At 42.7% G+C, this 24,120-nt stretch carries 22 protein-coding genes; 14 read left to right on the top strand and 8 right to left on the bottom strand.

Going from position 1 to position 24,120, the window contains the following annotated elements; genetic code table 11:
• Position 1: 1 nt before the first annotated feature.
• On the top strand, positions 2-1,699 hold the full coding sequence (locus CLV94_RS14455; protein WP_121377206.1) for a carbamoyltransferase family protein: 1,698 nt from the start codon (positions 2-4) through the stop codon (positions 1,697-1,699).
• Here CLV94_RS14455 and CLV94_RS14450 read toward each other — a convergent pair whose 3' ends face one another.
• Together CLV94_RS14450 and CLV94_RS14445 are read right to left on the bottom strand one after the other, a co-directional pair.
• The gene (locus CLV94_RS14450) at positions 1,700-2,389 is read right to left on the bottom strand and encodes an aspartyl/asparaginyl beta-hydroxylase domain-containing protein (protein ID WP_121377205.1); all 690 of its coding nucleotides are present in this window, start codon (positions 2,387-2,389) and stop codon (positions 1,700-1,702) included.
• A 3-nt stretch (positions 2,390-2,392) separates the two neighbouring features.
• Positions 2,393-2,896, bottom strand: coding sequence for a hypothetical protein (locus CLV94_RS14445; RefSeq protein WP_170148810.1), 504 nt, complete (start codon positions 2,894-2,896; stop codon positions 2,393-2,395).
• Positions 2,897-3,006: 110 nt separating this feature from the next.
• Between CLV94_RS14445 and CLV94_RS14440 the strand changes: the two genes are divergently transcribed.
• Together CLV94_RS14440 and CLV94_RS14435 are read left to right on the top strand one after the other, a co-directional pair.
• Positions 3,007-5,079 (top strand): M1 family metallopeptidase, encoded by a 2,073-nt coding sequence (locus tag CLV94_RS14440; RefSeq protein WP_121377203.1) that lies wholly within the window; start codon positions 3,007-3,009, stop codon positions 5,077-5,079.
• Between the two features lie 66 nt (positions 5,080-5,145).
• Complete coding sequence (locus CLV94_RS14435; protein ID WP_121377202.1) at positions 5,146-6,048, top strand: patatin-like phospholipase family protein; 903 nt, start codon at positions 5,146-5,148, stop codon at positions 6,046-6,048.
• A 47-nt stretch (positions 6,049-6,095) separates the two neighbouring features.
• Here the strand turns inward: CLV94_RS14435 and CLV94_RS14430 are convergent, their stop codons facing one another.
• Positions 6,096-6,617, bottom strand: a complete 522-nt coding sequence (locus CLV94_RS14430; protein ID WP_121377242.1) for a DUF7935 family protein — start codon at positions 6,615-6,617, stop codon at positions 6,096-6,098.
• A gap of 152 nt (positions 6,618-6,769) precedes the next feature.
• Here CLV94_RS14430 and CLV94_RS14425 point away from each other — a divergent pair, with 152 nt between their 5' ends.
• Together CLV94_RS14425 and CLV94_RS14420 are read left to right on the top strand one after the other, a co-directional pair.
• Entirely contained in the window at positions 6,770-9,094 is a 2,325-nt protein-coding gene (locus CLV94_RS14425; RefSeq protein WP_121377201.1) for an ATP-dependent helicase, read from the top strand.
• Between the two features lie 48 nt (positions 9,095-9,142).
• Positions 9,143-9,763 carry an L-threonylcarbamoyladenylate synthase gene (locus CLV94_RS14420; RefSeq protein WP_121377200.1) on the top strand — a complete coding sequence of 207 codons (621 nt, stop codon included), beginning with the start codon at positions 9,143-9,145 and terminating at the stop codon, positions 9,761-9,763.
• 211 nt (positions 9,764-9,974) lie between these two features.
• Here CLV94_RS14420 and CLV94_RS14415 read toward each other — a convergent pair whose 3' ends face one another.
• The 3 genes from CLV94_RS14415 to CLV94_RS14405 form a co-directional block, all read right to left on the bottom strand.
• On the bottom strand, positions 9,975-10,811 hold the full coding sequence (locus tag CLV94_RS14415) for an OmpA/MotB family protein (protein ID WP_121377199.1): 837 nt from the start codon (positions 10,809-10,811) through the stop codon (positions 9,975-9,977).
• Between the two features lie 83 nt (positions 10,812-10,894).
• Positions 10,895-11,881 (bottom strand): glycosyltransferase family 2 protein, encoded by a 987-nt coding sequence (locus CLV94_RS14410; RefSeq protein WP_121377198.1) that lies wholly within the window; start codon positions 11,879-11,881, stop codon positions 10,895-10,897.
• A 23-nt stretch (positions 11,882-11,904) separates the two neighbouring features.
• Entirely contained in the window at positions 11,905-12,351 is a 447-nt protein-coding gene (locus CLV94_RS14405; protein WP_121377197.1) for a type I restriction enzyme HsdR N-terminal domain-containing protein, read from the bottom strand.
• A 79-nt stretch (positions 12,352-12,430) separates the two neighbouring features.
• Between CLV94_RS14405 and CLV94_RS14400 the strand changes: the two genes are divergently transcribed.
• The 3 genes from CLV94_RS14400 (at position 12,431) to holA (ending at position 14,896) form a co-directional block, all read left to right on the top strand.
• Complete coding sequence (locus CLV94_RS14400; protein ID WP_121377196.1) at positions 12,431-13,255, top strand: helix-turn-helix domain-containing protein; 825 nt, start codon at positions 12,431-12,433, stop codon at positions 13,253-13,255.
• Between the two features lie 103 nt (positions 13,256-13,358).
• Positions 13,359-13,760, top strand: a complete 402-nt coding sequence (locus CLV94_RS14395; protein WP_211331198.1) for a hypothetical protein — start codon at positions 13,359-13,361, stop codon at positions 13,758-13,760.
• Positions 13,761-13,891: 131 nt separating this feature from the next.
• Positions 13,892-14,896, top strand: coding sequence for a DNA polymerase III subunit delta (holA, locus tag CLV94_RS14390; protein WP_121377195.1), 1,005 nt, complete (start codon positions 13,892-13,894; stop codon positions 14,894-14,896).
• A 74-nt stretch (positions 14,897-14,970) separates the two neighbouring features.
• Here the strand turns inward: holA and CLV94_RS16925 are convergent, their stop codons facing one another.
• Positions 14,971-15,198: a hypothetical protein gene (locus tag CLV94_RS16925; protein ID WP_147406636.1), complete on the bottom strand. Its 228-nt coding sequence runs from the start codon at positions 15,196-15,198 to the stop codon at positions 14,971-14,973.
• 254 nt (positions 15,199-15,452) lie between these two features.
• On the opposite strand from CLV94_RS16925, the gene CLV94_RS14380 reads away from it, so the two are divergent.
• The 6 genes from CLV94_RS14380 to CLV94_RS14355 all read left to right on the top strand — a co-directional run bounded on the left by CLV94_RS14380 (position 15,453) and on the right by CLV94_RS14355 (position 19,576).
• Positions 15,453-16,208: a LuxR C-terminal-related transcriptional regulator gene (locus tag CLV94_RS14380; RefSeq protein WP_121377193.1), complete on the top strand. Its 756-nt coding sequence runs from the start codon at positions 15,453-15,455 to the stop codon at positions 16,206-16,208.
• A gap of 102 nt (positions 16,209-16,310) precedes the next feature.
• The gene (locus CLV94_RS14375; protein WP_121377192.1) at positions 16,311-17,516 is read left to right on the top strand and encodes a PQQ-binding-like beta-propeller repeat protein; all 1,206 of its coding nucleotides are present in this window, start codon (positions 16,311-16,313) and stop codon (positions 17,514-17,516) included.
• Positions 17,517-17,559: 43 nt separating this feature from the next.
• Entirely contained in the window at positions 17,560-18,072 is a 513-nt protein-coding gene (locus CLV94_RS14370) for a hypothetical protein (RefSeq protein ID WP_121377191.1), read from the top strand.
• 60 nt (positions 18,073-18,132) lie between these two features.
• Positions 18,133-18,654, top strand: a complete 522-nt coding sequence (locus CLV94_RS14365; RefSeq protein WP_121377190.1) for a hypothetical protein — start codon at positions 18,133-18,135, stop codon at positions 18,652-18,654.
• Between the two features lie 32 nt (positions 18,655-18,686).
• Complete coding sequence (locus CLV94_RS14360; protein WP_121377189.1) at positions 18,687-19,058, top strand: hypothetical protein; 372 nt, start codon at positions 18,687-18,689, stop codon at positions 19,056-19,058.
• A 23-nt stretch (positions 19,059-19,081) separates the two neighbouring features.
• Positions 19,082-19,576: a hypothetical protein gene (locus tag CLV94_RS14355; protein WP_121377188.1), complete on the top strand. Its 495-nt coding sequence runs from the start codon at positions 19,082-19,084 to the stop codon at positions 19,574-19,576.
• Between the two features lie 134 nt (positions 19,577-19,710).
• Here the strand turns inward: CLV94_RS14355 and CLV94_RS14350 are convergent, their stop codons facing one another.
• On the bottom strand, positions 19,711-24,114 hold the full coding sequence (locus CLV94_RS14350; RefSeq protein ID WP_121377187.1) for a GEVED domain-containing protein: 4,404 nt from the start codon (positions 24,112-24,114) through the stop codon (positions 19,711-19,713).
• Positions 24,115-24,120: the final 6 nt, after the last annotated feature.

The following is a 24,120-nucleotide window of genomic DNA, read 5'->3' as shown; positions in this document are numbered from 1 at the left end:
CATGGCAAAACCTATTTATATCCTCGGTACGGGACTTTCCCATAACGGTTCTGCGGTTTTATTAAAAGACGGACGCGTCTGTGTGGGTATCGAAAAAGAACGACTGACCCGTATAAAACATGATGGCGGCAATGACACGCTGGCTATCCAATATTGCCTGGATGCTGAAGGCATTGAATTAAAAGACCTTTCGCTTGTCGTGCAATGCGCCAACTTTGAGATTCCTGACCGAAATTATTATAAAGGGAAAAGAATCTTTGCAGACGCCAAAGATCTTAAGATTGTAGATATTTCACACCATTTGGCTCATGCCTATAGCGCTGTTGGCACTTCGCCTTTTTCGGAGTGTGCCGTTATGGTTATCGACGGTTGCGGAAGTCCGCTGGATCAATTCTTGAAATTGCATCCCGAACAACATCAGCATATAGCTCCCGAGTTCTTGAACGAAAACCAAATGCTCTGCGAAAAAGACAGCTTTTATAATTTTGACGGACAACAACTGACTCCTTTAGCCAAGGATTTCAGTAAAATGGCGGAACAATCAGATAGTTTGTCTTCGCTTCCTACGACACAACATTCGATAGGAGGTTTTTATGCCGCTGTCAGCAATTATGTTTTTGGCGATATGGATGATGTCGGAAAATTGATGGGATTGGCACCGTTTGGAAAATCGGGAACCTATGATTTCGAGGCTTTTGAATTTAAGTCTGGAAACCTGTTTGTCAATGAAGGCTGGAAAAACCAGTTTGATAATCCATCCCAGGGCTATGCTTATTTTAAAGAACATTTTGACTATTATGCTAATGTAGCCAAATGGGCCCAAGAACAGGTGGAAAAGGCAGTATTGCAATGCATTCAAAACCGATTGGAGAAATTTCCGCATCAGAATTTATGTTACTCTGGAGGTGTTGCGCTCAATGCCGTTGCAAACGCGAAGCTTCAGGATGCTCAAATAGCAGAAGACATCTATTTTGAGCCTGCCGCTGCCGATAATGGCTTGGCCTTAGGCTGTGCTTTTTACGGCTGGCTTGACTATCTCAAAATGCCGAAAGTACCGCATGATGGCAGTACCTGTTTTGGAAAAACATATACAGATAGCGAGATTGACGCTGCCTTTGATAAAGAAGAAAACAAGAAATACAATCCGAAGAAAATAACTGATGAAGCCGAATTGGTTCGTTATTGTGCCGAAAAATTAAAAGAAGGAAAAACCATAGCCTGGTTCCAATCGGGCTCAGAGTTTGGCCCGAGATCTTTAGGAAGAAGAAGTATTTTGGCGCACCCCGGAATTGAAAACATGAAAGACCATATCAATCTGGATATCAAGTTCCGAGAAGATTTTCGTCCTTTTGCGCCTGCAGTACTAAAAGACAAAGTTGGCGACTATTTCCAATCTGCACGATACAGTCCGTATATGATTTTAGTGGATAAGACACGTCCTGAATACATCCAAGCTCTTGAAAATGTAACGCACCGTGACGGATCAGCGCGTGTACAGACGGTTGAAAAAAGCTGGAATCCAAAGTTTGCTCTATTGATTGAGGCTTTTTATGAGCAGACAGGAATTGCAGTGTTGCTGAATACAAGCCTGAACAAAAAAGGAATGCCAATTGTCGAAACTCCCGAAGAAGCCATCCATCTATTCGGAATAACTGATTTGGATATATTGGTAATGGAGAATACGATACTAGAAAAGTAATTATCCTAAATTTTTAATTAATTCATTTGCCATAGGCGTATTCATTCGCTGCAATTCAGCAATCATTTGCTGTTTCTGCTCTTCGCTTAGTACAGGCGCTGGCTTTATAAATTGTTCTGGATCGGCTTGCTTAAAAAATAAGGCATCGGTCCATTCGTTTCTCAGGCCGTCAATTACCAAATGGATACGATCTTCTGTTCCGCGGTTGGCGACAGAATGCGTAAAGTTGGCATCGATATACCAACATTCGCCTTCGTTCATAATCAGGCGCTTGTCGTCCAAAATAAATTCGACTTCACTGTTGGTAATGATCGGGATGTGCAATCTAAAACAGCCGTCTTCATATCCAAGACAGTTATCGCTATGCGGTTTGACTTCGGCACCTACAGCCAGTTGAAGCAAACGGACAGCCGTTTTTTCAAAAAGAAAACTGTCGAGTATTTCTTTAAAATAAGTACAAGAGTTTATAATTTCAGTCGGAACTAACTTTTCCGTCGCATTCGGCGACGCATAAATCTGGTCCGACTTGCCGCTTTCAGACATCAATGCAATCGATGTCCATTTTCCGGTATAATCCTTTGTATTATAATGTGCGGTCCAATTCTCATTGATGATTTTTTGGACATCCGTTTTAAGTTTTTCAGTATCAAAAAACAGAGGAAATTGTATAGAGCGTACTAGTTTATCCATGATCTAATCTCTTAACCATTTAGCCATTACAGGAAAAGCTTCCTTTCCTTCCTTGAGCGCGCGTTCTTTGCCAAAGGCAAGTCCGGCCCATTCCAATAAAGGCAATCCGATATAATTCTCGCCATTGAAATTAGAAATCAGCCAATCCGAATTGTTTTTATAACCGTCGGGATGGAATACAAATTCAATCGGCAGGTCCAAGTGTTTTGCTGCGGCAAAAGACCAAAGCATGGTCGCAATTTCTTCGCCTTGAGTAGGCCAATCTGCTGCCATTTGGGTTGTTCCGGCTCGATTTCTTTCTGCAGAAGTTGTCACGGCCAAATGACCGGCTTCGTGCAGCATATCGCCTGGATATTTTAGCTTTTCATAATCTACATAAACAGTTCCAGGACCTAAAGCCAATCCGGGAAGAAACGTTTCTTCTTCCAGATTTTTCGCAACTACCGATATTCCGATTTCTTCAAGGAATCGGACTGTTTTTTCCAAATGAGGATGTTTCTCGAACATGATCAATATAAGTTTGGGCAACACAATATAGCAAAAAAGTTTCGTGTAAATAGAATAATTCTGTATTGTTTCTGAAACCTTCGTAACTTTGAAATTCAGATATTTTTAAAATGAGACGACTACCATTTCTTTTTCTTCTTTTCCCTTATTTTCTTTTTTCACAGCAACTGCAAAAAGTGGACTTCAAGACGTTGAATGCCACGCTTTCTTTAGACACGGCCAACAAAAAAATAGCAGGAAAAACTACGTATGTTTTTGAAGTACTTTCAACCATTGATACGATTCGGATTGATGCCAAAAACATGAGTTTTTCGAATTTAAAGATTAACAATAATACAGTCGAGTTCAAGAATTCGGGCAAAGAACTATTACTTTTCAAAGGCTTCAAGAAAGGAAAGAATACGCTCACGTTTGAGTACGAAGCAACTCCAAAACAGACATTGTACTTTATAGGCGAAAAAGAAAATCTACAGATCTGGACACAAGGCCAAGGCAAATACACCAGCCATTGGCTGCCAAGTTTTGACGACGTAAACGAGAAAGTCATTTTTGGACTGACTATTTCTTTTGATAAAGATTTCACGGTCTTGTCTAACGGCAAATTAAAAAAGGTAGCCGATGTAAATCAAGCGCAAAAACAATGGGAATACCAGATGGAAAAGCCGATGAGCTCTTATCTGGCCATGCTTGCTATCGGGAAATTTGCAAAACAGACTGAAACTACAGCATCCGGAACACCTTTAGAAATGTATCTTTCGCAAGAAGATGCCTCAAAATTTGAATACACTTATAAATACAGCAAGACAATTTTTGATTTTTTCGAGAGCGAAATCGGTGTGAAATATCCGTGGGGAATCTACAGGCAGGTTCCCGTAAAAGACTTTTTATATGGAGGAATGGAGAATACGACTTCCACGATTTTCTCTCAAGATTATGTTGTCGATGAAATCGGTTTTAACGATAGAAATTACATCAACGTCAATGCCCACGAATTGGCGCATCAATGGTTTGGCGATCTGATTACCGCAACCTCAGGAAAGCATCATTGGCTGCAGGAAGGTTTTGCGACCTATTATGCGCTTCTGGCTGAAAAAGAACTTTTTGGCGAAGACCATTTTAATTGGGAAATGTACGAGATTGCCGAAAGGCTGCAGCAGGCGTCTAAAACAGATACCATTCCGTTGATGAACGAGAAGGCAAGCGCGCTCACTTTTTACCAGAAAGGTGCCTGGGCCTTGCATATACTGCGTGAAAACGTAGGGGCTAAAAACTTCAACAAAGCTGTAAAAAAATACTTGGAAAAATACGCTTTCAAGAATGTAAATACCGCTGATTTCTTGGCAGAAATCAATGCTGTTTCTAAGTACGATACAAAGAATTTCCAAGAAATATGGCTGGAAAAATCAGGCTTTGAAGTAACAGAAGCGTTGGGAATCTTGCAAAAGAATAAATTTATCAAGAACTATCTAGACGTGCTTTCATTAGCCGAAAAACCTTTGGCCGAAAAACAGCAGATTTTCGAAGAAACCTTGAAATCGGAGGCCTACTATCCGATAAAAGAAGAAATTCTTTTCCAGTTGCAATCGTTAGAATTTCCTGAAAAGCTTCCTTTTATCCAGATTGCAATGCAGTCAAAAGATATAAAAGTAAGGCAGGCGGTTGCCAAGACCTTGAATAAGTTTCCGGCAGAATTTCTGCCTGATTTTGAAACGTTTCTAGATGACAATTCCTATGTCACAAAAGAAATAGCCTTAAATGTCTTATGGTCGCAGTTTCCGGATAACAGGACAAAATATCTGGACAAATCTAGGAATTGGATCGGAATGAACGACAAAAATCTTAGAATCTTATGGCTTACGATGGCTTTGGCGACAAAAGATTTTGAGCCTGAAAATAAGCTGGGTTATTACGACGAGCTTTTAGGCTATGTTTCTCCAAATTACGAAAGCTCTATCCGTCAAAATGCGCTGATCAATCTTCTGTATATTAATCCGAACGATACCAATGTCCTTCGCATGCTTGTCAATCCGTTGACGCACCACAAATGGCAGTTCTCTAAATTTGCAAGAGACAAGATAAGAGAGCTTATCAAAAAGGAAAAATACAAATTGTTTTTCTCCGAGCTTTTGCCCTCCTTGCAAGAAAATGAAAAGGTCGCTTTAGAAAGACTATTAAATCCATAGAACTGTTAAAGTTGTCCTTAGTTCAGCAGAATAGCATTATTTTTAAAGAAAAATTACCACACATTTATGCGAGCATTAGTTATTTCGGGCGGCGGGAGCAAAGGAGCATTTGCTGGCGGCGTTGCCCAATACCTTATCAAAGAAAAAAATATATGCTATGATTTGTTTATCGGGTCTTCCACAGGAAGCCTTTTGATTCCGCATCTGGCCTTGGATAAAGAAGACAAAATTTTCAAGCTGTATACGAACGTGGATATGGACAAAATTTTCAGCGTCAATCCCTTTATCATCAAGCATAAGAAAAATCAGGAAGTCATTACCATCAATCACTTTAACGTGATCATGCAATTCATGAAAGGGAAGCGTACTTTCGGCGAAAGCAAAAACCTCAAAAACTATATCGAAGATAATTTTTCAAAAGAAGAATTTGCCGAACTCAGGAACTCTTCCAAAGAGATTATAGTAGCGGTTACCAACATCACGAAGAACTGCGTAGAATACAAATCCATCCTCGATTGCTGTTATGAAGATTTCTGTGATTGGATTTGGATTTCCTGCAACTATATCCCTTTTATGAGCCTTGTGACCAAAGACCATTTTGAATATGCCGACGGCGGTATCTCCAATGTAATTCCGATACAAGAAGCCATCAATCGTGGGGCGACAGAAGTAGACGTAATTGTTTTGGAAACCGAACACAATACGGCTGAAAAAGTCATCGGAAAAAATCCTTTCTCGTTAACAATCGATTTGTTCGGAACGATTATCGACCAAGTCGAACGAAAAGATATTATTATCGGTCGATTGGCAGCAGCAGCCAAGAATGTAAAACTCAATTTCTATTACACACCGACAAAATTGACCGACAATCCGCTTGTTTTTAATAAAAAAATCATGCTAGATTGGTGGCATCAAGGCTATGACTATGCTAAAAATAAGAGCGAAAACATGAGCCAGATCCAGATATAAAAAAAGCCTCTGTAAAGAAGCTTTCATTATATTTTATTACTGACAGTCTACCAAAGTCCTCCGACTTCGTCTTTGATGTAAGCCAAAGCATTGTTGCTTGGCGATTGTTTTTCCAACAGTTCGCTCAAGACCGCTTCGCGTAATTTATTTGCCGTATCCGTTGCAGGATTCAAGGCCGCTTTTCGGATCATCTGTATCGTAGCATTTTTAGCCGTCGTGATAATCGTCCAGCATTCGTCTGATAAATAAATCTGCTGCGTAAGGTTATGTTCAAATTCGTTTTCGATATGCGAAATGACCAAATCCTGATAATCCATCTTGTCGCTCGAAGTAGGAGCAATGCGGATCAAAAGGTTGGAAGGGTTTATTCTTTCTAAAAACAAAGCCATTCTTTCATAAGCCTGCAGTCGGATAGGAAGCGCGCTTTTCTGCGCATCTTTCTGGATGAGGTACCTGCGGCGGCCTTCTTCGTTTTTAGTATGAAGGCTGAAAAAATAGTAGGCTACGCCTCCAGTGATTACGGCAGGAAGGGTGTAGCTCAACAGCTCGATTATTTTTGTAGTATCCATAGAATATGCTTTTAAAGAACGCAAAAATAGGACATTCTTTTCATAAAATTCATTGTTTATAACTAAATAAGAACGGCAGCCATTTCTTATAGGCGCCATTATTTTTCTACAATCTAAATCCTTATTTTTGCAAGTAAAAGAAACTAAAAAAAATGCAGCAGTATATAAGCCAGCTTAATGAAGCCCAGCAGGCGCCTGTTCTCCAAAAGGACGGCCCAATGATTATTATTGCAGGAGCAGGCTCAGGAAAAACCAGGGTATTAACCATACGCATTGCCTACCTGATGCATCAGGGTGTCGATGCCTTTAATATCCTTGCCTTGACGTTTACGAACAAGGCAGCCCGTGAAATGAAAAAGCGTATCTCAGATATCGTAGGTTCGAGCGAGGCGAAGAATCTTTGGATGGGAACCTTCCACTCGGTTTTTGCAAGAATGTTGCGCTCTGAAGCCGACAAGCTAGGCTATCCTTCCAATTTTACGATTTATGACTCGCAGGATTCAGTGCGACTGATCGGCTCTATCATCAAGGAAATGCAATTGGATAAGGACGTCTATAAGCCAAAGCAGGTCTTTGGGCGTATTTCTTCCTATAAAAACAGCTTGATTACGGTCAAGGCTTATTTCAACAATCCAGACCTGCAGGAGCAGGATGCCATGTCAAAAAAGCCGCGTCTTGGAGAAATCTACCAAAACTATGTAGAGCGTTGTTTTAAGGCAGGCGCGATGGATTTTGACGATCTGTTATTAAAGACCAACGAACTGCTAAACCGTTTTCCGGATGTGTTGGCAAAATACCAAGACCGATTCCGCTATATCTTGGTCGATGAGTACCAAGATACCAACCATTCGCAATATTTGATCGTTCGTGCTTTGTCGGACAAATTCCAAAATATCTGCGTCGTTGGTGACGATGCGCAGAGTATTTATGCTTTCCGCGGAGCGAACATCAATAACATCTTGAACTTCCAGAAAGATTATGAAGGCGTACAGACCTACCGTCTGGAGCAGAATTACCGTTCTTCTAAAAATATAGTCGAAGCGGCCAACTCGATCATCGACAAAAACAAGACCAAGCTCGACAAGATTGTCTGGACGGCAAATGCCGACGGTCCGAAGATAAAAGTACACCGAAGCCTGACCGATGGTGAAGAGGGCCGATTTGTGGCCAGCGAAATCTTTGAAAAGAAGATGCAGCTCCAGATGATGAACGGACAGTTCGCCATCTTATACAGAACCAACGCCCAGTCGCGTGCGATGGAAGATGCCTTGAGAAAGCGTGACATTCCGTATCGAATCTACGGCGGCTTGTCGTTCTATCAAAGGAAAGAAATCAAGGATGTTCTCTGCTACCTGCGATTGATTATCAATCCAAAGGATGAAGAAGCGCTGATACGCGTTATCAATTATCCGGCACGAGGCATCGGCGATACTACGGTCGAAAAGCTGACGATTGCGGCCAACCACTACAAGCGCTCTATTTTTGAAGTGATGGAGCATATCGACAAGATTGACCTGAAGCTGAATTCAGGAACAAAATCGAGGCTGCAGGATTTCGTCACCATGATCAAAAGCTTTCAGGTCATCGACCAGAACCACGACGCTTTTTATCTGGCAGAGCATGTGACCAAAAAGACGGGCTTGATACAAGAATTAAAAAAAGACGGTACTCCGGAAGGAATCGCACGCCTTGAAAATATAGAAGAGCTCTTAAACGGTATCAAGGATTTCATCGAAGGACAGAAAGAAATCGACGGAGCAAGAGGCGCCTTGTCTGAGTTTTTAGAAGATGTGGCTTTGGCTACTGATTTGGACAAAGATACAGGCGATGATGACCGCGTGGCCTTGATGACCATCCACTTGGCAAAAGGACTGGAGTTTCCGTATGTGTTTGTCGTAGGGATGGAGGAAGACTTGTTTCCGAGCGCCATGAGTATGAGCACCCGAAGCGAACTGGAAGAGGAGCGAAGGCTTTTTTATGTAGCCTTGACACGTGCCGAACATCAGGCTTATTTGACCTACGCACAATCGCGCTACCGTTGGGGAAAACTTACCGATTCTGAACCATCGCGATTTATTGAAGAAATCGATGGCGAATATCTAGAATACCTGACTCCGGCAGAAGGCAACTACCGTTACAAGCCGATGATTGATATGGATATTTTTGGAGACGTAGATAAGTCCAAATTGCGACTGGCAAAGCCTACAAACGGCACGCCGCCTAAAAAGTACGGAGAAGAAGAACCGTCTTCCAGCATCCGAAGATTAAAGCCTGTTTCTTCTAATGCTTCGTCTGGTGCTCCAGTTTCAGACAGCAAGCTGAATGTGGGAAATATTGTCATGCACGAAAGGTTTGGAAAAGGGCAGGTGCTCAATATCGAAGGAGCGGGTGCCGATAAGAAGGCTGAAATTAAATTTGAGGTTGGAGGCATCAAAAAATTGCTACTGCGTTTTGCCAAGCTGGATATCCTATCCTAAATTGTTTGGGAAAATTGTCGTAACTTTAATCAAAAGACTTTAAGAAAAATGGCACAATTTATTAAAATATACCCTCAGAATCCCAACGAGAAAGAAATCGACCGCGTAGTCAAAGTGCTGAAAGAAGGAGGGTTGGTTATTTATCCTACAGACACTGTCTATGGTCTTGGCTGTGATATTACGAATACAAAAGCATTGGAGCGTATCGCCAAAATCAAGGGCATAAAGCTCGACAAGGCTAACTTTTCTTTTGTCTGCCACGATCTGAGCAATATTTCAGACTATGTAAAGCAGATTGATACGTCTACATTTAAGCTGCTAAAAAGGACATTGCCTGGACCGTATACGTTTATCTTGCCGGGCAACAACAACCTGCCAAAAGAGTTCAAGAAAAAAAATACAGTAGGTATTCGTGTACCCGATAATTCGATTGCTTTGGAGATTGTAAAACAGCTTGGGAATCCTATCGTTTCTACGTCCATCCACGATGATGATGATGTAATAGAGTATACTACCGATCCGGAACTGATCTTTGAGAAATGGCAGAATCTGGTAGATGTGGTCATCGACGGGGGCTATGGAGACAACCAGCCATCGACGATAATTGACTTGTCGGGAAGCGAACCCGTAGTCGTAAGGGAAGGAAAAGGCAGTATTGATTTTTTATAAAATGCGAGTTTTATGACAAAACTTTCGCTTTTGTGATAATTTAATTCTAATTTAGCACTACCAATTAAGAAGTTCCTACTAGTGATAACAATCTATACCGTATGCTATTCTTAATTTAAATATTTAATTGGTTATTAATAAAAAAAGTTAGGGATACATAAAAAGCAGGCTTTCGGGCCTGCTTTTTCATTTACTGCTTATTTTGGACGGCTTATTGCTTCGCCAAGTTTTTCATTTCTTTTTCGATCATGTCATAGAACTGGTCGATTTTTGGCAATACCACAATTCTAGTTCTTCTGTTAACTGATCTGTTTTCAGCAGAGTTGTTGTCTACTAACGGAATGTACTCGCTTCTTCCTGCTGCAATCAACTGTTTTGGATTTACATTCAGCTCTTGCAATACGCGGATGATAGACGTAGAACGTTTCACGCTCAAATCCCAGTTGTCTAACAAGACACCATTTGATTTGTAAGGAACGTTGTCGGTGTGTCCTTCAACCATACATTCAAAGTCTGGCTTGCTGTTTACTACCTTCGCTACTTTAGCCAAGATTTCTTTTGCTCTGTCGCTCACGACGTAGCTGCCGCTTTTGAAAAGAAGCTTGTCTGCAATAGAGATGAACACAACTCCTTTTTCAACATTGATCTCGATATCCGGATCGCTGATACCCACTGAGCTTTTTAGGCTGGTTACCAAAGCCAATGTAACAGAGTCTTTTTTGGTCAAGGCGTCTTGAAGACGAGTAATCTTGATGTCTTTTTCTTTCAGGCTCTCTAATGATTTTTCAAGGTTTTCTGCTCCTTTTGAAGAAAGGGTAGTCAAGTTGCCCATATTGTTGATCAGGTCAGCATTGTTCTTTTTCAAGAATTCAAGCTGGTTGGCAAAAGCTTCTCTTTCTGTCAAACAAGTGTTCAGCTTCACAGTGGCAGTGTTCAGCAGGTCTTGAATTTCTTTGTTTTTTGCTTCTAGTTCGGCAATTTTCTTTTTTGAACCACACGAGGTCAGCGTAAATGCTGCAATCGAAAGTATAAAAATGACTTTTTTCATAGGTTTCGGTTTTAAAATTTTAACAAATTTAAGGATTAATACTAGGGTATCAAGTTTAACATCTATAAACTATTGTTAAAATTTTATTCAAAAACCTTGCCTTTCTTGACAAAATACCGGTAGGTAATGCTTTTTATTTTGTAGTAATTATCGTATTGGTTTGATTCTCTTTTGTTTAAGAATTTAAATAAATTCAAATAAAAACTAAAGTGCGAGCGCAGGATCGCCCAAGTGTGCGCAAACTTGCCTTCAAGCACAAACTTGATTCCGGCAAGCCCGTCTTGCGACAGCCGAATGAAAAGAACCGGAAACAATCGCTTTCTCGGAAGGTTCTTTAGCATCATCCACAGCGAATTGCGGAAATTGAGAAAAGTCTTGTGCGGATTGGTCTCCTTGAGAGTCGCCCCGCCAACGTGGTAGACTGTAGACTTTCCACAGTATTTTACTTTCAGTCCTTGATTAAAGGCACGCCAGCAAAGGTCGATTTCTTCTTGATGCGCAAAAAAGTCTTCGTCAAAACCGCCTAGCTTTCGGTAAACCTCTTTTCGGATAAAGAAGCAAGCTCCGGATGCCCAAAAGATGTCTGTAGTATCATCATACTGTCCGTTGTCTTTTTCAAGAGTCTGGAAAATCCTGCCGCGGCAGAACGGAAAAGCATATTGGTCGATAAAGCCGCCTCCGGCACCAGCATATTCAAACCACTGCTTGTTCTTATAGTCTAGTATTTTGGGTTGCAGTATAGCCGTTTCAGGTTCTTGGTCAAACAGCTCGATAATGGGCGTGAGCCAGTTTTCAGTCACTTCAATATCAGAATTGACCAAAGCATAATATTCTTCTTCTACAAACCGCAAGGCTTGGTTATACCCCTTGGCAAAGCCGAAGTTCTCGGTGTTCTGTATGATTTTTACCGACGGAAATGTCTTTTTGATAAAATCAACCGAAGTATCCGACGAAGCATTGTCGGCCACATAGATGTTCGCTTCCGAAGAAAATCGCACCACAGAAGGTAGGAATTCTTCGAGCAGCTTCTGGCCGTTCCAGTTGAGTATGACGATGGCGGTTTTTTTCATCAGATGTTGGTTTTCGATTGGAGCTAGGTTCTGAAATCAGGAAGTTCTTTTAAGAAGTTGTATTTTTCTTCGTGATAATCCATCTGGCAAAAATAATGATTTAGGCCGTTGGTTACCATTAAATATTCCGATTCGAGCGCCATATTGTAGCGGGCAATCTGGTCAAAAGTATCCTGGCTGATGATAATGTCGGTCGATTTGCATTCCACCAAAAGAAACAGCTTGCCGTCGGGCTGAAACACAACGATATCATAGCGCTTGACCAAGCCGTTCAGCTTGATGATCTTTTCTACATTAATATACGACTTTGGGTATTTCTTTTCTTGAAGCAGGTATTGCACTACGTTCTGTCGGACCCATTCTTCGGGCGTCAGGACAATAAATTTCCTGCGGATTTCGTCGAAAATAGAAATCCTTCCTTCCGTATTCTTGAAGCGGAATTCATAGGTGTTGAAATTGAGCTGCTGCATGCTGCAAAGAAACAAAATTTGTTTGTATGTTTCCTGTTTGTATATTTGATGCAAAAGCAATTGATGAAATCGGAAGCGTATGACGTATAAACAATATGCTGTACATCCAGACCTTAAAAACTGGATACGTTATTTCTGGAGCTACGACGTATGTACTTCAGAAACGCAGGTATTGCACGTCCGTTCTTTTGCAGACCGATATCCCCGTCTTATCTTTCAGGATATCCGTTCGTTTTCGCCCATCAAGGGTGCCGATGGCTGCATCAAGCCCATCTGCTACCTGAGCGGTGTCGATACGCAGCCCACCGATGCGTTCTGGGACAGCCGTTTTTCGCATTTCGGAATAAGCTTTCAGCCTCATGCCCTGCATACTTTCTTTGGAATCAATGCGGCAGACCTTACTGACCAGATGCCCGACATCGGACTGCTGGACAAGACCGAAATCGCGGCCTTATTGACAGACGCTCACGACCATCTCGAAAGAGTTGCCCTGCTCAGCCACTACTTTTATAAAAAGATAACCCAAGCCAAAGGCGATACGATTATCAACAACCTTTTTCAAGGCGATTGGGCCGACCGGTTGGACAATGAAAAGAGCCTTGCGGCCATTGCCTCGCACTATCATATTTCTGAACGGCAGCTGCAGCGCAAGTTCAAGCAAAACGTAGGCGTGTCTGCCCGAAAATTTGCAAGGATTGCCAAATTCGAGAAATCATTGCAGGCCATTTCTTCCGTACAATATGGCAATCTTACGCAAGTGGCTTACGATTTGGAGTATACCGACCAGTCTCATTTTATAAAAGATTTTAAATTATTCTCAGGCCTTTCTCCGTATGACTTTGTGAGGCAGGCCAACCTAGGCTCTGAGAGCGCTTCGTTTATCTACCCCGACCCAATGGCGTGATGTCGTTCTGATACAATTCTGTTAGGATTCCCGATTTTAATTTTGGAAAAGATTTCTGGCCTGGTCCAGATTAAAAATTCTTAATCTTTAAAATCGTTTATGTATGAAAACAGAAAAAAACAAAATTGCAACCTTCCTTATTCTTGCACTCTCGGCTTTCGCCATTACGAGCTGTTCCAAAGATGATGGCGATGATGCCAACGGAGGAAATTCACACAAGCTTGTGTTTAAGGCAGAAGTTTCTGCAGGATCTTCCATCAACCAATCCGTATACGGTTATGATACCAGCCTGACGACAGTCACGGGCCTGGGCGGACTGGCATGGACAAGCCCAGAAGTTACGGCACCTGCCAATGCGAGAGTAGCGAGTTTTGTCGTAAATGCAGTAGGAGCGAATGCTTCTTCGACCTTGAAACTGCAGGTATTTGTAGATGGTGTCTTAAAAAAAGAAAGCACGAGTACGGGGACAGCTTTGGTAAGCCAAGCGCAGTACAGCCTCAGATAATATCATCCTTTTAGCCAGCAGCGGCCTACACTGCTATGGTTTTTTTTAGAACTTATTGCTATTTTTAGCAATAAGTTCTGCTTTTAAAGCACTATTTTTGGTCTTTAATACGCATACAAAATTAGAAAAGTGTGGATGAGGTAGTAAAAATTGTCAACGATATCAAGGCGGGTATCATCAAGCCTATTTATTTCTTGATGGGCGAGGAGCCGTATTATATCGACAAGCTGACGGAATATATGGAAGCGAATCTTCTTGCCGAAGACGAAAAAGGCTTTAACCAGACGATACTCTACGGGCGCGACGTGTCTATAGAAGATATCGTGTCTACCGCCAAGCGTTATCCGATGATGGCAGAGCGGCAGGTAGTGATCGTCAGGGAGGCGCAGGAGCTTTCGCGCACCATCGACAAGCTGGAAAGCTATGCCGAAAATCCGATGCCGACAACGGTACTGGTCATGGCGTATAAATACAAGACGCTCGACAAGAGAAAGAAGGTGACGAAGGTCTTAGACAAGAACGGACTGGTCTACGAAAGCAAGAAATTATACGAAAACCAAGTAGGCGACTGGCTCAAGCGCGTGCTCGCCGGAAAGAAGCTCAACATCGAGCCCAAGGCAGCGGCAATGCTTGTCGACTTTTTGGGCACCGACCTGAGCAAGATTGCGAACGAGCTGGACAAGCTGGCAATCATCTTGCCGCAAGGCAGCACGGTGACGCCCGAAATTATAGAAGAAAACATCGGATTCAGCAAAGATTTTAATGTGTTCGAGCTGCGCAAGGCCATAGGAGAGAAGAACATCAAAAAGGCCTACCAGATTGCTCAGTATTTTGCAGACAACCCGAAAGACAATCCGCTGGTATTGACCGTAGGGCAGACATTTGGCTTTTTTATACAGCTGTTGAAATACCACGGACTGAAAGACCGCAATCCGAAGAACGTGGCCTCGGCCTTGGGCATCAATCCTTTTTTTGTTAAGGAGTATGACGTGGCCATCAAGAATTATCCGATGAAAAAAGTGAGCCAGATTGTGGCCTCGCTTCGCGATATCGACGTCAAGAGCAAAGGCGTAGGTGCCAATGGGCTGCCGCCAGGCGACCTGATGAAGGAAATGCTCGCCAATATTTTTAGCTAGTACTGATAGAGTAGAATACAATTATATAAAAAGAAATGCGCTGCCTTTGGGAAGCGCATTTTTTTTGTCTAATACTAAACAAGCAGTGCTAATAAGAACTTGAGCAGTGCCAATAAGAAGATGAGCAGCGCCAATAAGAAGATGAGCAGTGCCAATAAGAAGATGAGCAGAGCCAATAAGAAGATGAGCAGAGCCAATAAGAAGATGAGCAGAGCCAATAAGAAGATGAGCAGAGCCAATAAGAAGATGAGCAGTGCCAATAAGAAGTTGAGCAGAGCCAATAAGAAGATGAGCAGAGCCAATAAGAAAATGAGCAGAGCCTATAAGAAGATGAGGAGAGCATATAAGAACTTGAGCAGAGGATATAAGAAGATGAGTAGTGCCTATAAGAACTTTTGCAACCGTACTCTGTTGGGAAGATTTTTTAAAAAAAACTTCTGGAAGCTAGAGTATGCTGCGACTATTTTGGCAATGAAAACTAATGTCTCATGTTTTTTCGGTTTTGCGTATTTTTTTAATTTATTTTATGTTAATTTGTTTGCCAAATCTCAATAGCATGGACGCTGAAATACAAAATCTTCATAATGTCTGGCTTTCTAACAGAACCACCAGAACCACATCGTCGCATCCCATTTCGTTTGACGACCTGACGAATTCGATTATCAGCACGGGTCCGTTTTATTTTTACATTATTGATTTTTTCGACATGTCGCTTTCGCACATCAGTCCGGCGCTCTACCAGATGCATGGATTTGATCAGGAGGATACCACATTTAATCATATACTGGGCGCAATCCATCCAGAAGATTTAGATTTTGTCGTAAAGGCCGAAGCTTTTCTGACCCGTTTTTTTTCAGAAAACATAAGCCGTGATAAACTGATGAGCTATAAGATAAGCTATTGCCACAGGGGCAGGCTGCACAATGGCGAGTATGCCTTATTTAACCACCAAGCCTTGATGCTCACTATGGATGACGACGGAGGCTACGGAAAATCGCTCAACATTCACACCCGTATCGACCACCTCACTAATTTTAATACCTATAAGATTTCGCTTATCGGCTTGCACGGAGAGCCTTCTTTTATGAATCTAAGCCTGGATGAAAATGACGGGGACAGCATCGAATTTTCGAAACGGGAAATTGATATTATCCGACTCCTAGGCAACGGGCTAAATAATAATGAAATAGCAGCAAAACTATTTATTAGTCCGCTAACGGTCAAAAAACACCGCAAGAATATCTTGGCAAAGTCCGACTCCAAAAATACGGTAGAGCTGATAAAAAACAGCATCCTCCAAGGACTTATTTAAGTTTCGCAATCGCAAAGAATACCCCTTTAGGGGTATTTTATGAAGTTTGTATTTGTACTAGTTTTGTTAAAATAAAGGACGGCCTAAACGTAAAACAGTATCATGCTAAAAGCGAGCTTTCTTTCTTATTCGTTGCGATATGCCCTGCTTTTGGCTGGCACGGCGGCTTTTTCGCAGACTGAAATTTACAAATCCAATAGTGTAGTTAAAAACTTCGAGACCACTTCGCTCTCGGCTTCCCTTGTCATTGCTGCCGACAAGGTTCTTTTCAACGCTGCCGATTATAAAATCTATGCTATCGATAAGACAAGCTTGCAGCCGGTCTGGGAAATTTATACAGGCTGGAAATCGAATACTCCGCCCTATCTGCACAATGATGCCTTTTTCTATGGAAATTATGAAAAGGGACGGACAAGAGTGGCGCAATACGACTTGAATACGGGAGCAAAACGTAAGGAGCTTCCTTTTGAATCGCTACAATCAGAGCCCTATTTTGCCAATGGCAGGATGTATTGTACGGTTTTGTGGGATGGCGGAAAATTAGTGGCATACGATTTTCAAGAAGACAAGACGCTCTGGCAGAAAAACATAGGACATGGGGCTGAGGTAGCGCCTGCGTACCGCCCAGACCGAATTATTGCTAATGCGGAAGACGACAACTGGTTTGAAACAGACTACAGCGGAAATCTGCTAAAAGGAAAAGCCCGCAAGCATACCTATATCGATACGGTCGAAGTTTTTGTAAAAGAATATAAATTCCTGACACATGATGGCAAAGAAATTATGCCAGACTTTTTAAGGAAGAATAAGATAGACCCTCTGGAGCATCAGGTCAAGAGAACCCAGAGCCACACTTTTATTTTAAGCGAGAAGCAGCTTTTGGTGCTTGGCACTAACAAAAGAAAAATAGCTTCACTAGCTTTAGAAACACTATTTGAAGAACCGTATTTTGATCCCGATGACGCTGGCGCTATCCTGACAACCAATGCTGAAAGCGTCTGGCTGTATTGCCAAAAACAGCTCATCCATTATGATTTTAAAAACAACAAGCTGCTGCGGAGGCTCGATTTGACCAGATGGAATCCGCATCAGGTTAGGGTAGACGGCAGGGCCATCTGGCTGATCTCTAAAAACGATGGACAGCTGTATGGACTGGACTTTGAACCGGATCAGCAAACAGCAGATAGGCTGCGGGTTCAGGCAGAAAGACAATGGGAAATAAACAATCCGAAACCTGTGGATCCGAAAAAGATCGAAGCGGCAAAAGCAGCGCAGGAAAAATTAAAAAATAAGAAGAATAGAAAATAGACGTAAAAAAAGTACAACTAAATTTAACTAACCCCCTAAAATTATGAAAACAAAAGTATTGGTACTCCTATTGGTTGCAAGCTCGTTCAACCTTCTAGCGCAAAGCAGATCAGAAATTATCAAAGATATCAACGGGCTGCTCCAAAATGTAAAAAACGTGCGTATTAGGACTGGCGATAGCAGTCCGTCACACCTGACGCATACGTACATGAATTTTTCAGAACACGCCTCTAAAAAGGGATGGGTCTCTTTTACCAGCGTAACTTCCTGGGGAAGCGCTTATGAAGATCTTACCATCACATATTCTTTCGACCCGAAAAAGATTGAAGAAGTGAGCCTGAACGATGAGGTAGACAAAGAACGAGGCAACAAGGCCTTTTTGTTCGCCCTTACGCTCGAAGGAAACAATGATGTGGAAATAACCAGCGTACAGGGCGGCAGCACGACGCGAGATAAATCGAATATGGTAGTCATGTATATCATGATGAAAGGCAGTGACGGGTATGAGATCTACGACCAGCTAGAAGAACTGTTTCAGGATCTTGCAAGCTCTTAGGCTGTCTAAATAAATACTTTGGCACCCGAACAAAATAAAATGAATTAAACCATTTAAATTATGAAAATTCAATCCAAATTATTTTTAGCTATAAGCTTTCTGCTTATTACGACTTTTTCTTTTTCACAAGAAAAATTCGAAAATGAGAAATTGGCACTGGTCAATGATATTTTTCATAACACCACAAGAGAGAACATCGTTTCTTATATGGAAAATAAGCATTTTGATACCGATAAAGTCGAAAAGACGGAATATCTTAAATCAGGAGTTGAAATTGAAGAAGAACTAGTCTTTTCATTTTATCTAGAGAATGAAGGGGAACTTGAAAAAATTGAGATTCTCTACGGAAAGAACAAAAAAATCGTAGAAGTGACGTATGATTTTTATGGAGCAGCAAACACCAGTTTGATCGAAAAAGAATTGAAGGATAAAAAATATAAATCCAAAATAGATAATTTTGAGATACTTGGCTCAACAGTAACACATTATATATGGAGGAAATCGAGAAATAAAAATAGCTTTCGGACGTATTTTAGCAATTCAAATAATACTGGAGAGCTGACTTACGGAATAATTGAATAGGTACTTCGTTTTAATAACCAAACCTTAAAATCATGAACAAACTTTTTATCATTATTTATTTTATGGCGTGTGCAGCCACTGCACAAAGCGTAACTTCTGGAGCTTATACTGTTAGCATTGATCATGTCACCAGCGAAGGCTCTGATTATAAAGGCAGCTATAACATCCAAAAAAACGGCGTTATCGTGGCAAGCGAAAAGTTTTCTGTGATGAAATTGGAGCGCATCGTTTCCATTAACATACAAGAAGGCGATGGATATGGCAATACGGCTACCTATTTTTACGAAAGCAAAAAGTTTGATTGCATGGGAGAAGAAAAAGAGGCAAAAAAGTATAAGGATATCAAGGACATTATTTTAAATGGCATTCTTTTTTATGCCGAACTGCGGTTTAAAGAGGAATAGCAAATTATCCCACAGGATAGGCCATGCATTTAAAAGGAAAAGAAAAACATTTTTGGAAAAACAATTTTGGCATTTCCAAGCTGGCAGACATTCCGCTCGAAATCAGCGGCTATAAATCGATCGATTCAGAAACAGACGATCAGTTTTTAGAGTATCTGACTTCCAGGATTCCGACCATCCATGGAATTTATCTGAAATTTACCAATATTACGGATGAAGGAGTAAGGCATATCAGCAAGATTGCCAGCCTTTCAGAACTTACCTTACGGGACCATAAGGATATTACCAACGAAAGCGTGCCGTACCTGAACCAGCTGGTCGATCTAGTGTATCTGGATCTCGTAAAGACAAAAATCGGACTCAAAGACCTGCCTGGCTTATTCCAGCTCCAAAAACTCAAAGAGCTGTATGTTTCTTCAGAAGAAGAGAACGAGGAGATTTTATTAGAGTATGTGGCGGAGATGAAAAAGATACTTCCTCAATGTGTCTTGTATATCAACTATAGATCTTACGAATAAAATTGGCTTATGCTATAAAAAAAGAAAGCACTTCAAAACTTGAAGTGCTTTCTAGCATTAAGATCTACTACCACCGACCTTAATGTTCGGACGCATATAAAATATACATGCCCATTCTCAAAAAGAAACCTAAACTATTCTTTTATGATCTTGACGGTCTTCACTGCATTGTCGGCAGTTACTTTTACCAGATACGTACCAGCTGGCAGGCTTGACATATCAATTTGGCCATTGTCAGCATTAATCGGCTTGGCGATTACCTGCTGTCCAATTAAGTTGAATACCGCAACATCAGTGATGTTTTTCGTATACGAAAGATTCAGTATGCCTTTTACCGGGTTCGGATATGCTTTGAAAGCAGCTGTTTCGAAGTCCGGAGTAGAAAGCGATACGTCAACCGCAATATTATCTACATAAATCTGAGCCCTGTCTGTGATAGAGTAGGCGTTGAATCCTAGATAATACACACCGCTTGTTTCTACCGTGAAGGTAGTAGACGATTCTAGCGGCGTGTTGTTTGTGATGGCCGGATAGTCTACGATATTTCTTGTCATCGCATTATAATCGGCAGAAGCAGCTATGTTGACTTTTAGTCTTTCTACATAATTCGTATTACCGCTGTTTCCGTATTGGAATTTCAGCGTATAGTTTGTTCCCGCTTCTAATTGGATTCCGTTCGTATAGAACCAAGCATTAGCCGGGTTTGTCGAATTGTAGCTGTAGTTCAAGACTTTCGAAGCAAAGCCCCATCCGTTTACGTTGTCGGTTTTCCAGTTATTTCCAGTTCCGGCATTTTGGATAGACGTACATAACGGCAATGCAGGAACTGTTACCTCGTTAAAGTCAAGCAAGTAGGGAACAGTCTGTGTTCCGCAAGCCGTCGTGAAAGAGAACGGTCCTGCCCAATTGCTTAGGTCTCCGGCACCACAGTTTCTGCGTACGTAGAACTGGTAGGCTGTATTGGCAGTAAGTCCAGAAATGGTATGCGGCTGTGCTACAGCAGTTGCCATTGTTCCCGTGCCTTGCGTAAATCCTCTAGGGCCGTATTCTACGTCAAACGACGTTCCGCTGCTTACCCATGTCAGCTGTGCTGTAGCAGTAGTAAGGTTTCCGGCTGCCCCGCCTGTCGGTGCAGGACATGATGGAGGAGTAACTACTTCAAAGGTATAGTCTTCTGCTTCTCCGTTGCCTGAGTTAAAGCCGCAGGCATCGGCAGGAGCATTGTTGTTATAGTCCATACGGATTCTCATCCTATAGTTTCCTACAGGAGTCGTAGCCGGAACGGTAATGCTTCCAGTGGCAGCAGCTCCATAAGCTGCAGTAGTAAATACTCTTTCTGTAGCTTCAAAAGCCATATTGTTGTTCCAGTCGATCCAGATTGAGAATCCAGAGCCGCCGCTATAGGCAGCGCTGAAGCTGACAGAAGCCCCTTCGTATTGCTGCACTTTCATGGCCGTAAAGTTAGAATAGCCTCCGGTTCCGATAGTCGTGCCGGTATTGTTGATATTTGCAGATCCTCCGGTTGTAGTGAAGCTGCTGATAAAATAGCTTGTAGAAGTCGCAGCAGGCGTGCAGTATCCGGTAAAGAAACGGAACGGTCCAGCCCAGGCGCTCTTGCCGTCGGTACCGCAGTCTCTACGTACATAGAACTGGTAGGCAGTCTCTGCCGTAAGTCCTGAAATGTTTAAAGGATTGGCAGTTCCTGTTGTCATGGTTCCAGTACCTGGCGTGAATCCGGCAGGGCCATATTCTACGTCAAACAATGTTCCTGTACTTGTCCAAGTCAATTGTGCTGCTGTAGGCGTCATGTTTCCTACCGTAAGATTTGTAGGAGGCAGGCAAGACGGAGGCGTTACTACTTCAACTGTGTAGTCTTCTCCTTCTCCGTTGCCAGAGCTTGGCGCGCAAGGCGTGGTCGGGGTGCTGCTGTTGTAGTCCATCATGATTCTCATGCGGTAGCTGCCCAAGGCAGTTCCGGCCGGAATCGTGAAGTTTCCAGTTGCTGCAGCACCGTAGGCTGTCGTATTGAATACTCTTTCGTCAGCTTCAAATGCCATGTTCTTGTTCCAGTCTACCCAGATGGCAAATCCAGAACCGCCGCTATAAGCTGCGCTGAAGTTGATTGTTCCGCCTTCAGACTGCTGTACTTTCATGGCAGCAAAGTTAGAGTAGCCTCCGGTTCCGATGCCTGTAGCAGTATTGCTGATGTTCAGGAATCCTCCGGTCGTAGTAAAGTCTTTGATAAAGTAGCTTGTAGAAGTTGCTGCAAAACGGCAAGGACCCGTATAGAAACGGAACGGACCTGCCCACGGGCTCTTGTCTCCGGCTCCGCAGTCTCTGCGTACATAATATTGGTACGAAGTATCAGCAGTCAGTCCAGAAACGTCGTAAGGGTTTCCAACAGATGATGCCATAGTTCCCGTACCTGGCGTGAATCCGGCAGGGCCGTATTCTACGTCAAAGATTGTTCCTTCGCCCAGCCAAGAGAATTGTGCTGTCGTAAAGGTTACGTTTCCGGCTCCTAGTTCTGTCGGAGGCATGCAAGTAGGAGGAGTAACTACCTCAAAAGTATAGTCCTCTACCTCTCCGTTGCCTGAGTTAAAGCCGCACGGATTTTCAGGATTGTCTTTGTTATAGTCGGCCAATACCCTCATGCGGTAATTGCCCACCGGCGTTCCCGCAGGAATCGTGATGGTTCCGTTTTGCGATGAGCTGTATCCTGTAGTATTAAACATTCTTTCAGTAGACTCGAAAACCAAGTTTTTGTTCCAGTCAATCCAGATCGCAAGACCGAAGGTTCCGCTGTTGTATACTGCACTGAAATTTACAGCGCCGCCTTCATAATGGCTTACCTTTTGGGGAGCAAAGTTAGAATAGCCGCCAGTACCTTGGGTTGTATTCAGGTTGCTGATGTTAGAAAAGCCTCCTGTAGTAGAAAAATCCTTGATATAGTTAGTTGTTCCCGTGGCGGCAGGAAGGCAGTATCCGGTATAGAAACGGAACGGTCCTGCCCATGGGCTCTTATCTGTGCTGCTGCAGGCCCTGCGTACATAATATTGGTACGAAGTATCAGCAGTCAGTCCAGACGCATCATAAGGATTGGCTACAGACGAAGCCATGGTTCCCGTGCCTTGCGTAAATCCGGCAGGTCCGTATTCTACGTCAAACACGGTTCCTTCGCCCAGCCAAGAAAATTGTGCTGTCGTAAAAGTTATGTTTCCGGCACCTAGTTCCGTTGGAGGAAGACAGGATGGAGGAGTGACTACCTCAAAAGTATAGTCTTCTGCCTCTCCGTTGCCAGAAGTAAAGGTACAAGCGTCAGATGGACCGCTATTGTTATAATCCATACGGATTCTCATGCGGTAGTTTCCGACAGGAGTCCCGGCAGGAACGGTAAAGCTTCCTGTTGCAGACGATCCGTAGGCAGTCGTAGTGAACATTCTTTCGCCAGTCTCGAATGCCATATTGTTGTTCCAGTCTACCCAGATGGCAAATCCAGAGCCGCCGCTATAGGCTGCGCTGAAGTTTACAGCTCCGCCCTCGAAGTGGCTTACTTTCTGAGCCGCGAAGTTAGAATAGCCTCCGGTTCCTATAGTCGTGCCCGTATTAGTGATATTGGCAAAACCTCCCGTAGTGGTGAAGCTATTGATAAAGTAGCTAGTTGAAGTCGCTGCAGGAAGGCAGTATCCGGTAAAGAAACGGAACGGGCCAGCCCATACACTTTTATCTCCTGCTCCGCAGTCTTTGCGTACATAATATTGGTAAGCAGTATCAGCTGTCAGTCCAGAAACGTCGTAAGGATTTCCGACAGATGATGCCATGGTTCCCGTTCCTTGAGCGAATCCGGCAGGTCCGTATTCTACGTCAAATACAGTTCCTTCGCTTAGCCAAGAAAACTGTGCTCCTGTAAAGGTCACGTTTCCTATTCCTAAGTCAGAAGGAGGCAGGCAGTTAGGAGGACTTGTTACGTCAAGCGTATAGTCTTCTGCTTCGCCATTTCCAGAGTTGAAGGTACATGGATTTTCAGGATCGGCTTTATTGTAATCGGCCAACACTCTCATTCTATAGCTTCCGACTGCTGTTGTTGCAGGAATCGTGATGGTTCCTGATGCAGATGAGCCGTAAGCTGAAGTACGGTATACTCTTTCTGAGGTATCAAAAGTAGTGTCGCCGTTCCAGTCTACCCAGATAGCAAGGCCATAAGTACCGCTGCTGTAGGCTACGGAGAAATTAATGGTTCCGCTGGCCGCTTGGCGAACGATCCTAGCTGTTTGGTCGGAATAGCCTCCGGTTCCCATTCCAGAACTAAGGTTAGAGATATTTTGGGTAGCTCCTGTAGTTGAAAAATCCTTAATATAGTAGGATGTTCCTGTAGCGGCAGGAGTACAGTAGGCGAGTGAGCCAGTTTCTGCAGTGTAATTGTCTGGCCTTGGACCCGAATAAGCATAGAGAAAGATACTCATGCCCAGACAGTACAGCAAGGTCAGCCATTGTTTGGTTCGGAATTTCTTCCGATGAGGTTGGGTAAAATTTTTCATTTTTTA

It is taken from the genome of Flavobacterium endophyticum (assembly GCF_003634455.1).
Lineage (GTDB): Bacteria > Bacteroidota > Bacteroidia > Flavobacteriales > Flavobacteriaceae > Flavobacterium > Flavobacterium endophyticum.
This window is presented reverse-complemented; position numbering and strand designations above follow the sequence as displayed.

What these genes read in the sequence shown, in the direction of transcription:
- CLV94_RS14435 (WP_121377202.1), top strand. Translation starts at nt 5,146, where the DNA reads ATGCGAGCATTAGTTATTTCGGGCGGCGGGAGCAAAGGAGCATTTGCT.
- CLV94_RS14350 (WP_121377187.1), bottom strand. Translation starts at nt 24,114, where the DNA reads ATGAAAAATTTTACCCAACCTCATCGGAAGAAATTCCGAACCAAACAA.
- CLV94_RS14355 (WP_121377188.1), top strand. Translation starts at nt 19,082, where the DNA reads ATGCATTTAAAAGGAAAAGAAAAACATTTTTGGAAAAACAATTTTGGC.
- CLV94_RS14370 (WP_121377191.1), top strand. Translation starts at nt 17,560, where the DNA reads ATGAAAACAAAAGTATTGGTACTCCTATTGGTTGCAAGCTCGTTCAAC.
- CLV94_RS14455 (WP_121377206.1), top strand. Translation starts at nt 2, where the DNA reads ATGGCAAAACCTATTTATATCCTCGGTACGGGACTTTCCCATAACGGT.
- CLV94_RS14410 (WP_121377198.1), bottom strand. Translation starts at nt 11,881, where the DNA reads ATGAAAAAAACCGCCATCGTCATACTCAACTGGAACGGCCAGAAGCTG.
- CLV94_RS14440 (WP_121377203.1), top strand. Translation starts at nt 3,007, where the DNA reads ATGAGACGACTACCATTTCTTTTTCTTCTTTTCCCTTATTTTCTTTTT.
- CLV94_RS14420 (WP_121377200.1), top strand. Translation starts at nt 9,143, where the DNA reads ATGGCACAATTTATTAAAATATACCCTCAGAATCCCAACGAGAAAGAA.
- CLV94_RS14365 (WP_121377190.1), top strand. Translation starts at nt 18,133, where the DNA reads ATGAAAATTCAATCCAAATTATTTTTAGCTATAAGCTTTCTGCTTATT.
- CLV94_RS14360 (WP_121377189.1), top strand. Translation starts at nt 18,687, where the DNA reads ATGAACAAACTTTTTATCATTATTTATTTTATGGCGTGTGCAGCCACT.
- CLV94_RS14395 (WP_211331198.1), top strand. Translation starts at nt 13,359, where the DNA reads ATGAAAACAGAAAAAAACAAAATTGCAACCTTCCTTATTCTTGCACTC.
- CLV94_RS14425 (WP_121377201.1), top strand. Translation starts at nt 6,770, where the DNA reads ATGCAGCAGTATATAAGCCAGCTTAATGAAGCCCAGCAGGCGCCTGTT.
- CLV94_RS14380 (WP_121377193.1), top strand. Translation starts at nt 15,453, where the DNA reads ATGGACGCTGAAATACAAAATCTTCATAATGTCTGGCTTTCTAACAGA.
- CLV94_RS14405 (WP_121377197.1), bottom strand. Translation starts at nt 12,351, where the DNA reads ATGCAGCAGCTCAATTTCAACACCTATGAATTCCGCTTCAAGAATACG.
- CLV94_RS14430 (WP_121377242.1), bottom strand. Translation starts at nt 6,617, where the DNA reads ATGGATACTACAAAAATAATCGAGCTGTTGAGCTACACCCTTCCTGCC.
- CLV94_RS14415 (WP_121377199.1), bottom strand. Translation starts at nt 10,811, where the DNA reads ATGAAAAAAGTCATTTTTATACTTTCGATTGCAGCATTTACGCTGACC.
- CLV94_RS14445 (WP_170148810.1), bottom strand. Translation starts at nt 2,896, where the DNA reads ATGTTCGAGAAACATCCTCATTTGGAAAAAACAGTCCGATTCCTTGAA.
- CLV94_RS14375 (WP_121377192.1), top strand. Translation starts at nt 16,311, where the DNA reads ATGCTAAAAGCGAGCTTTCTTTCTTATTCGTTGCGATATGCCCTGCTT.
- CLV94_RS14400 (WP_121377196.1), top strand. Translation starts at nt 12,431, where the DNA reads ATGACGTATAAACAATATGCTGTACATCCAGACCTTAAAAACTGGATA.
- CLV94_RS14450 (WP_121377205.1), bottom strand. Translation starts at nt 2,389, where the DNA reads ATGGATAAACTAGTACGCTCTATACAATTTCCTCTGTTTTTTGATACT.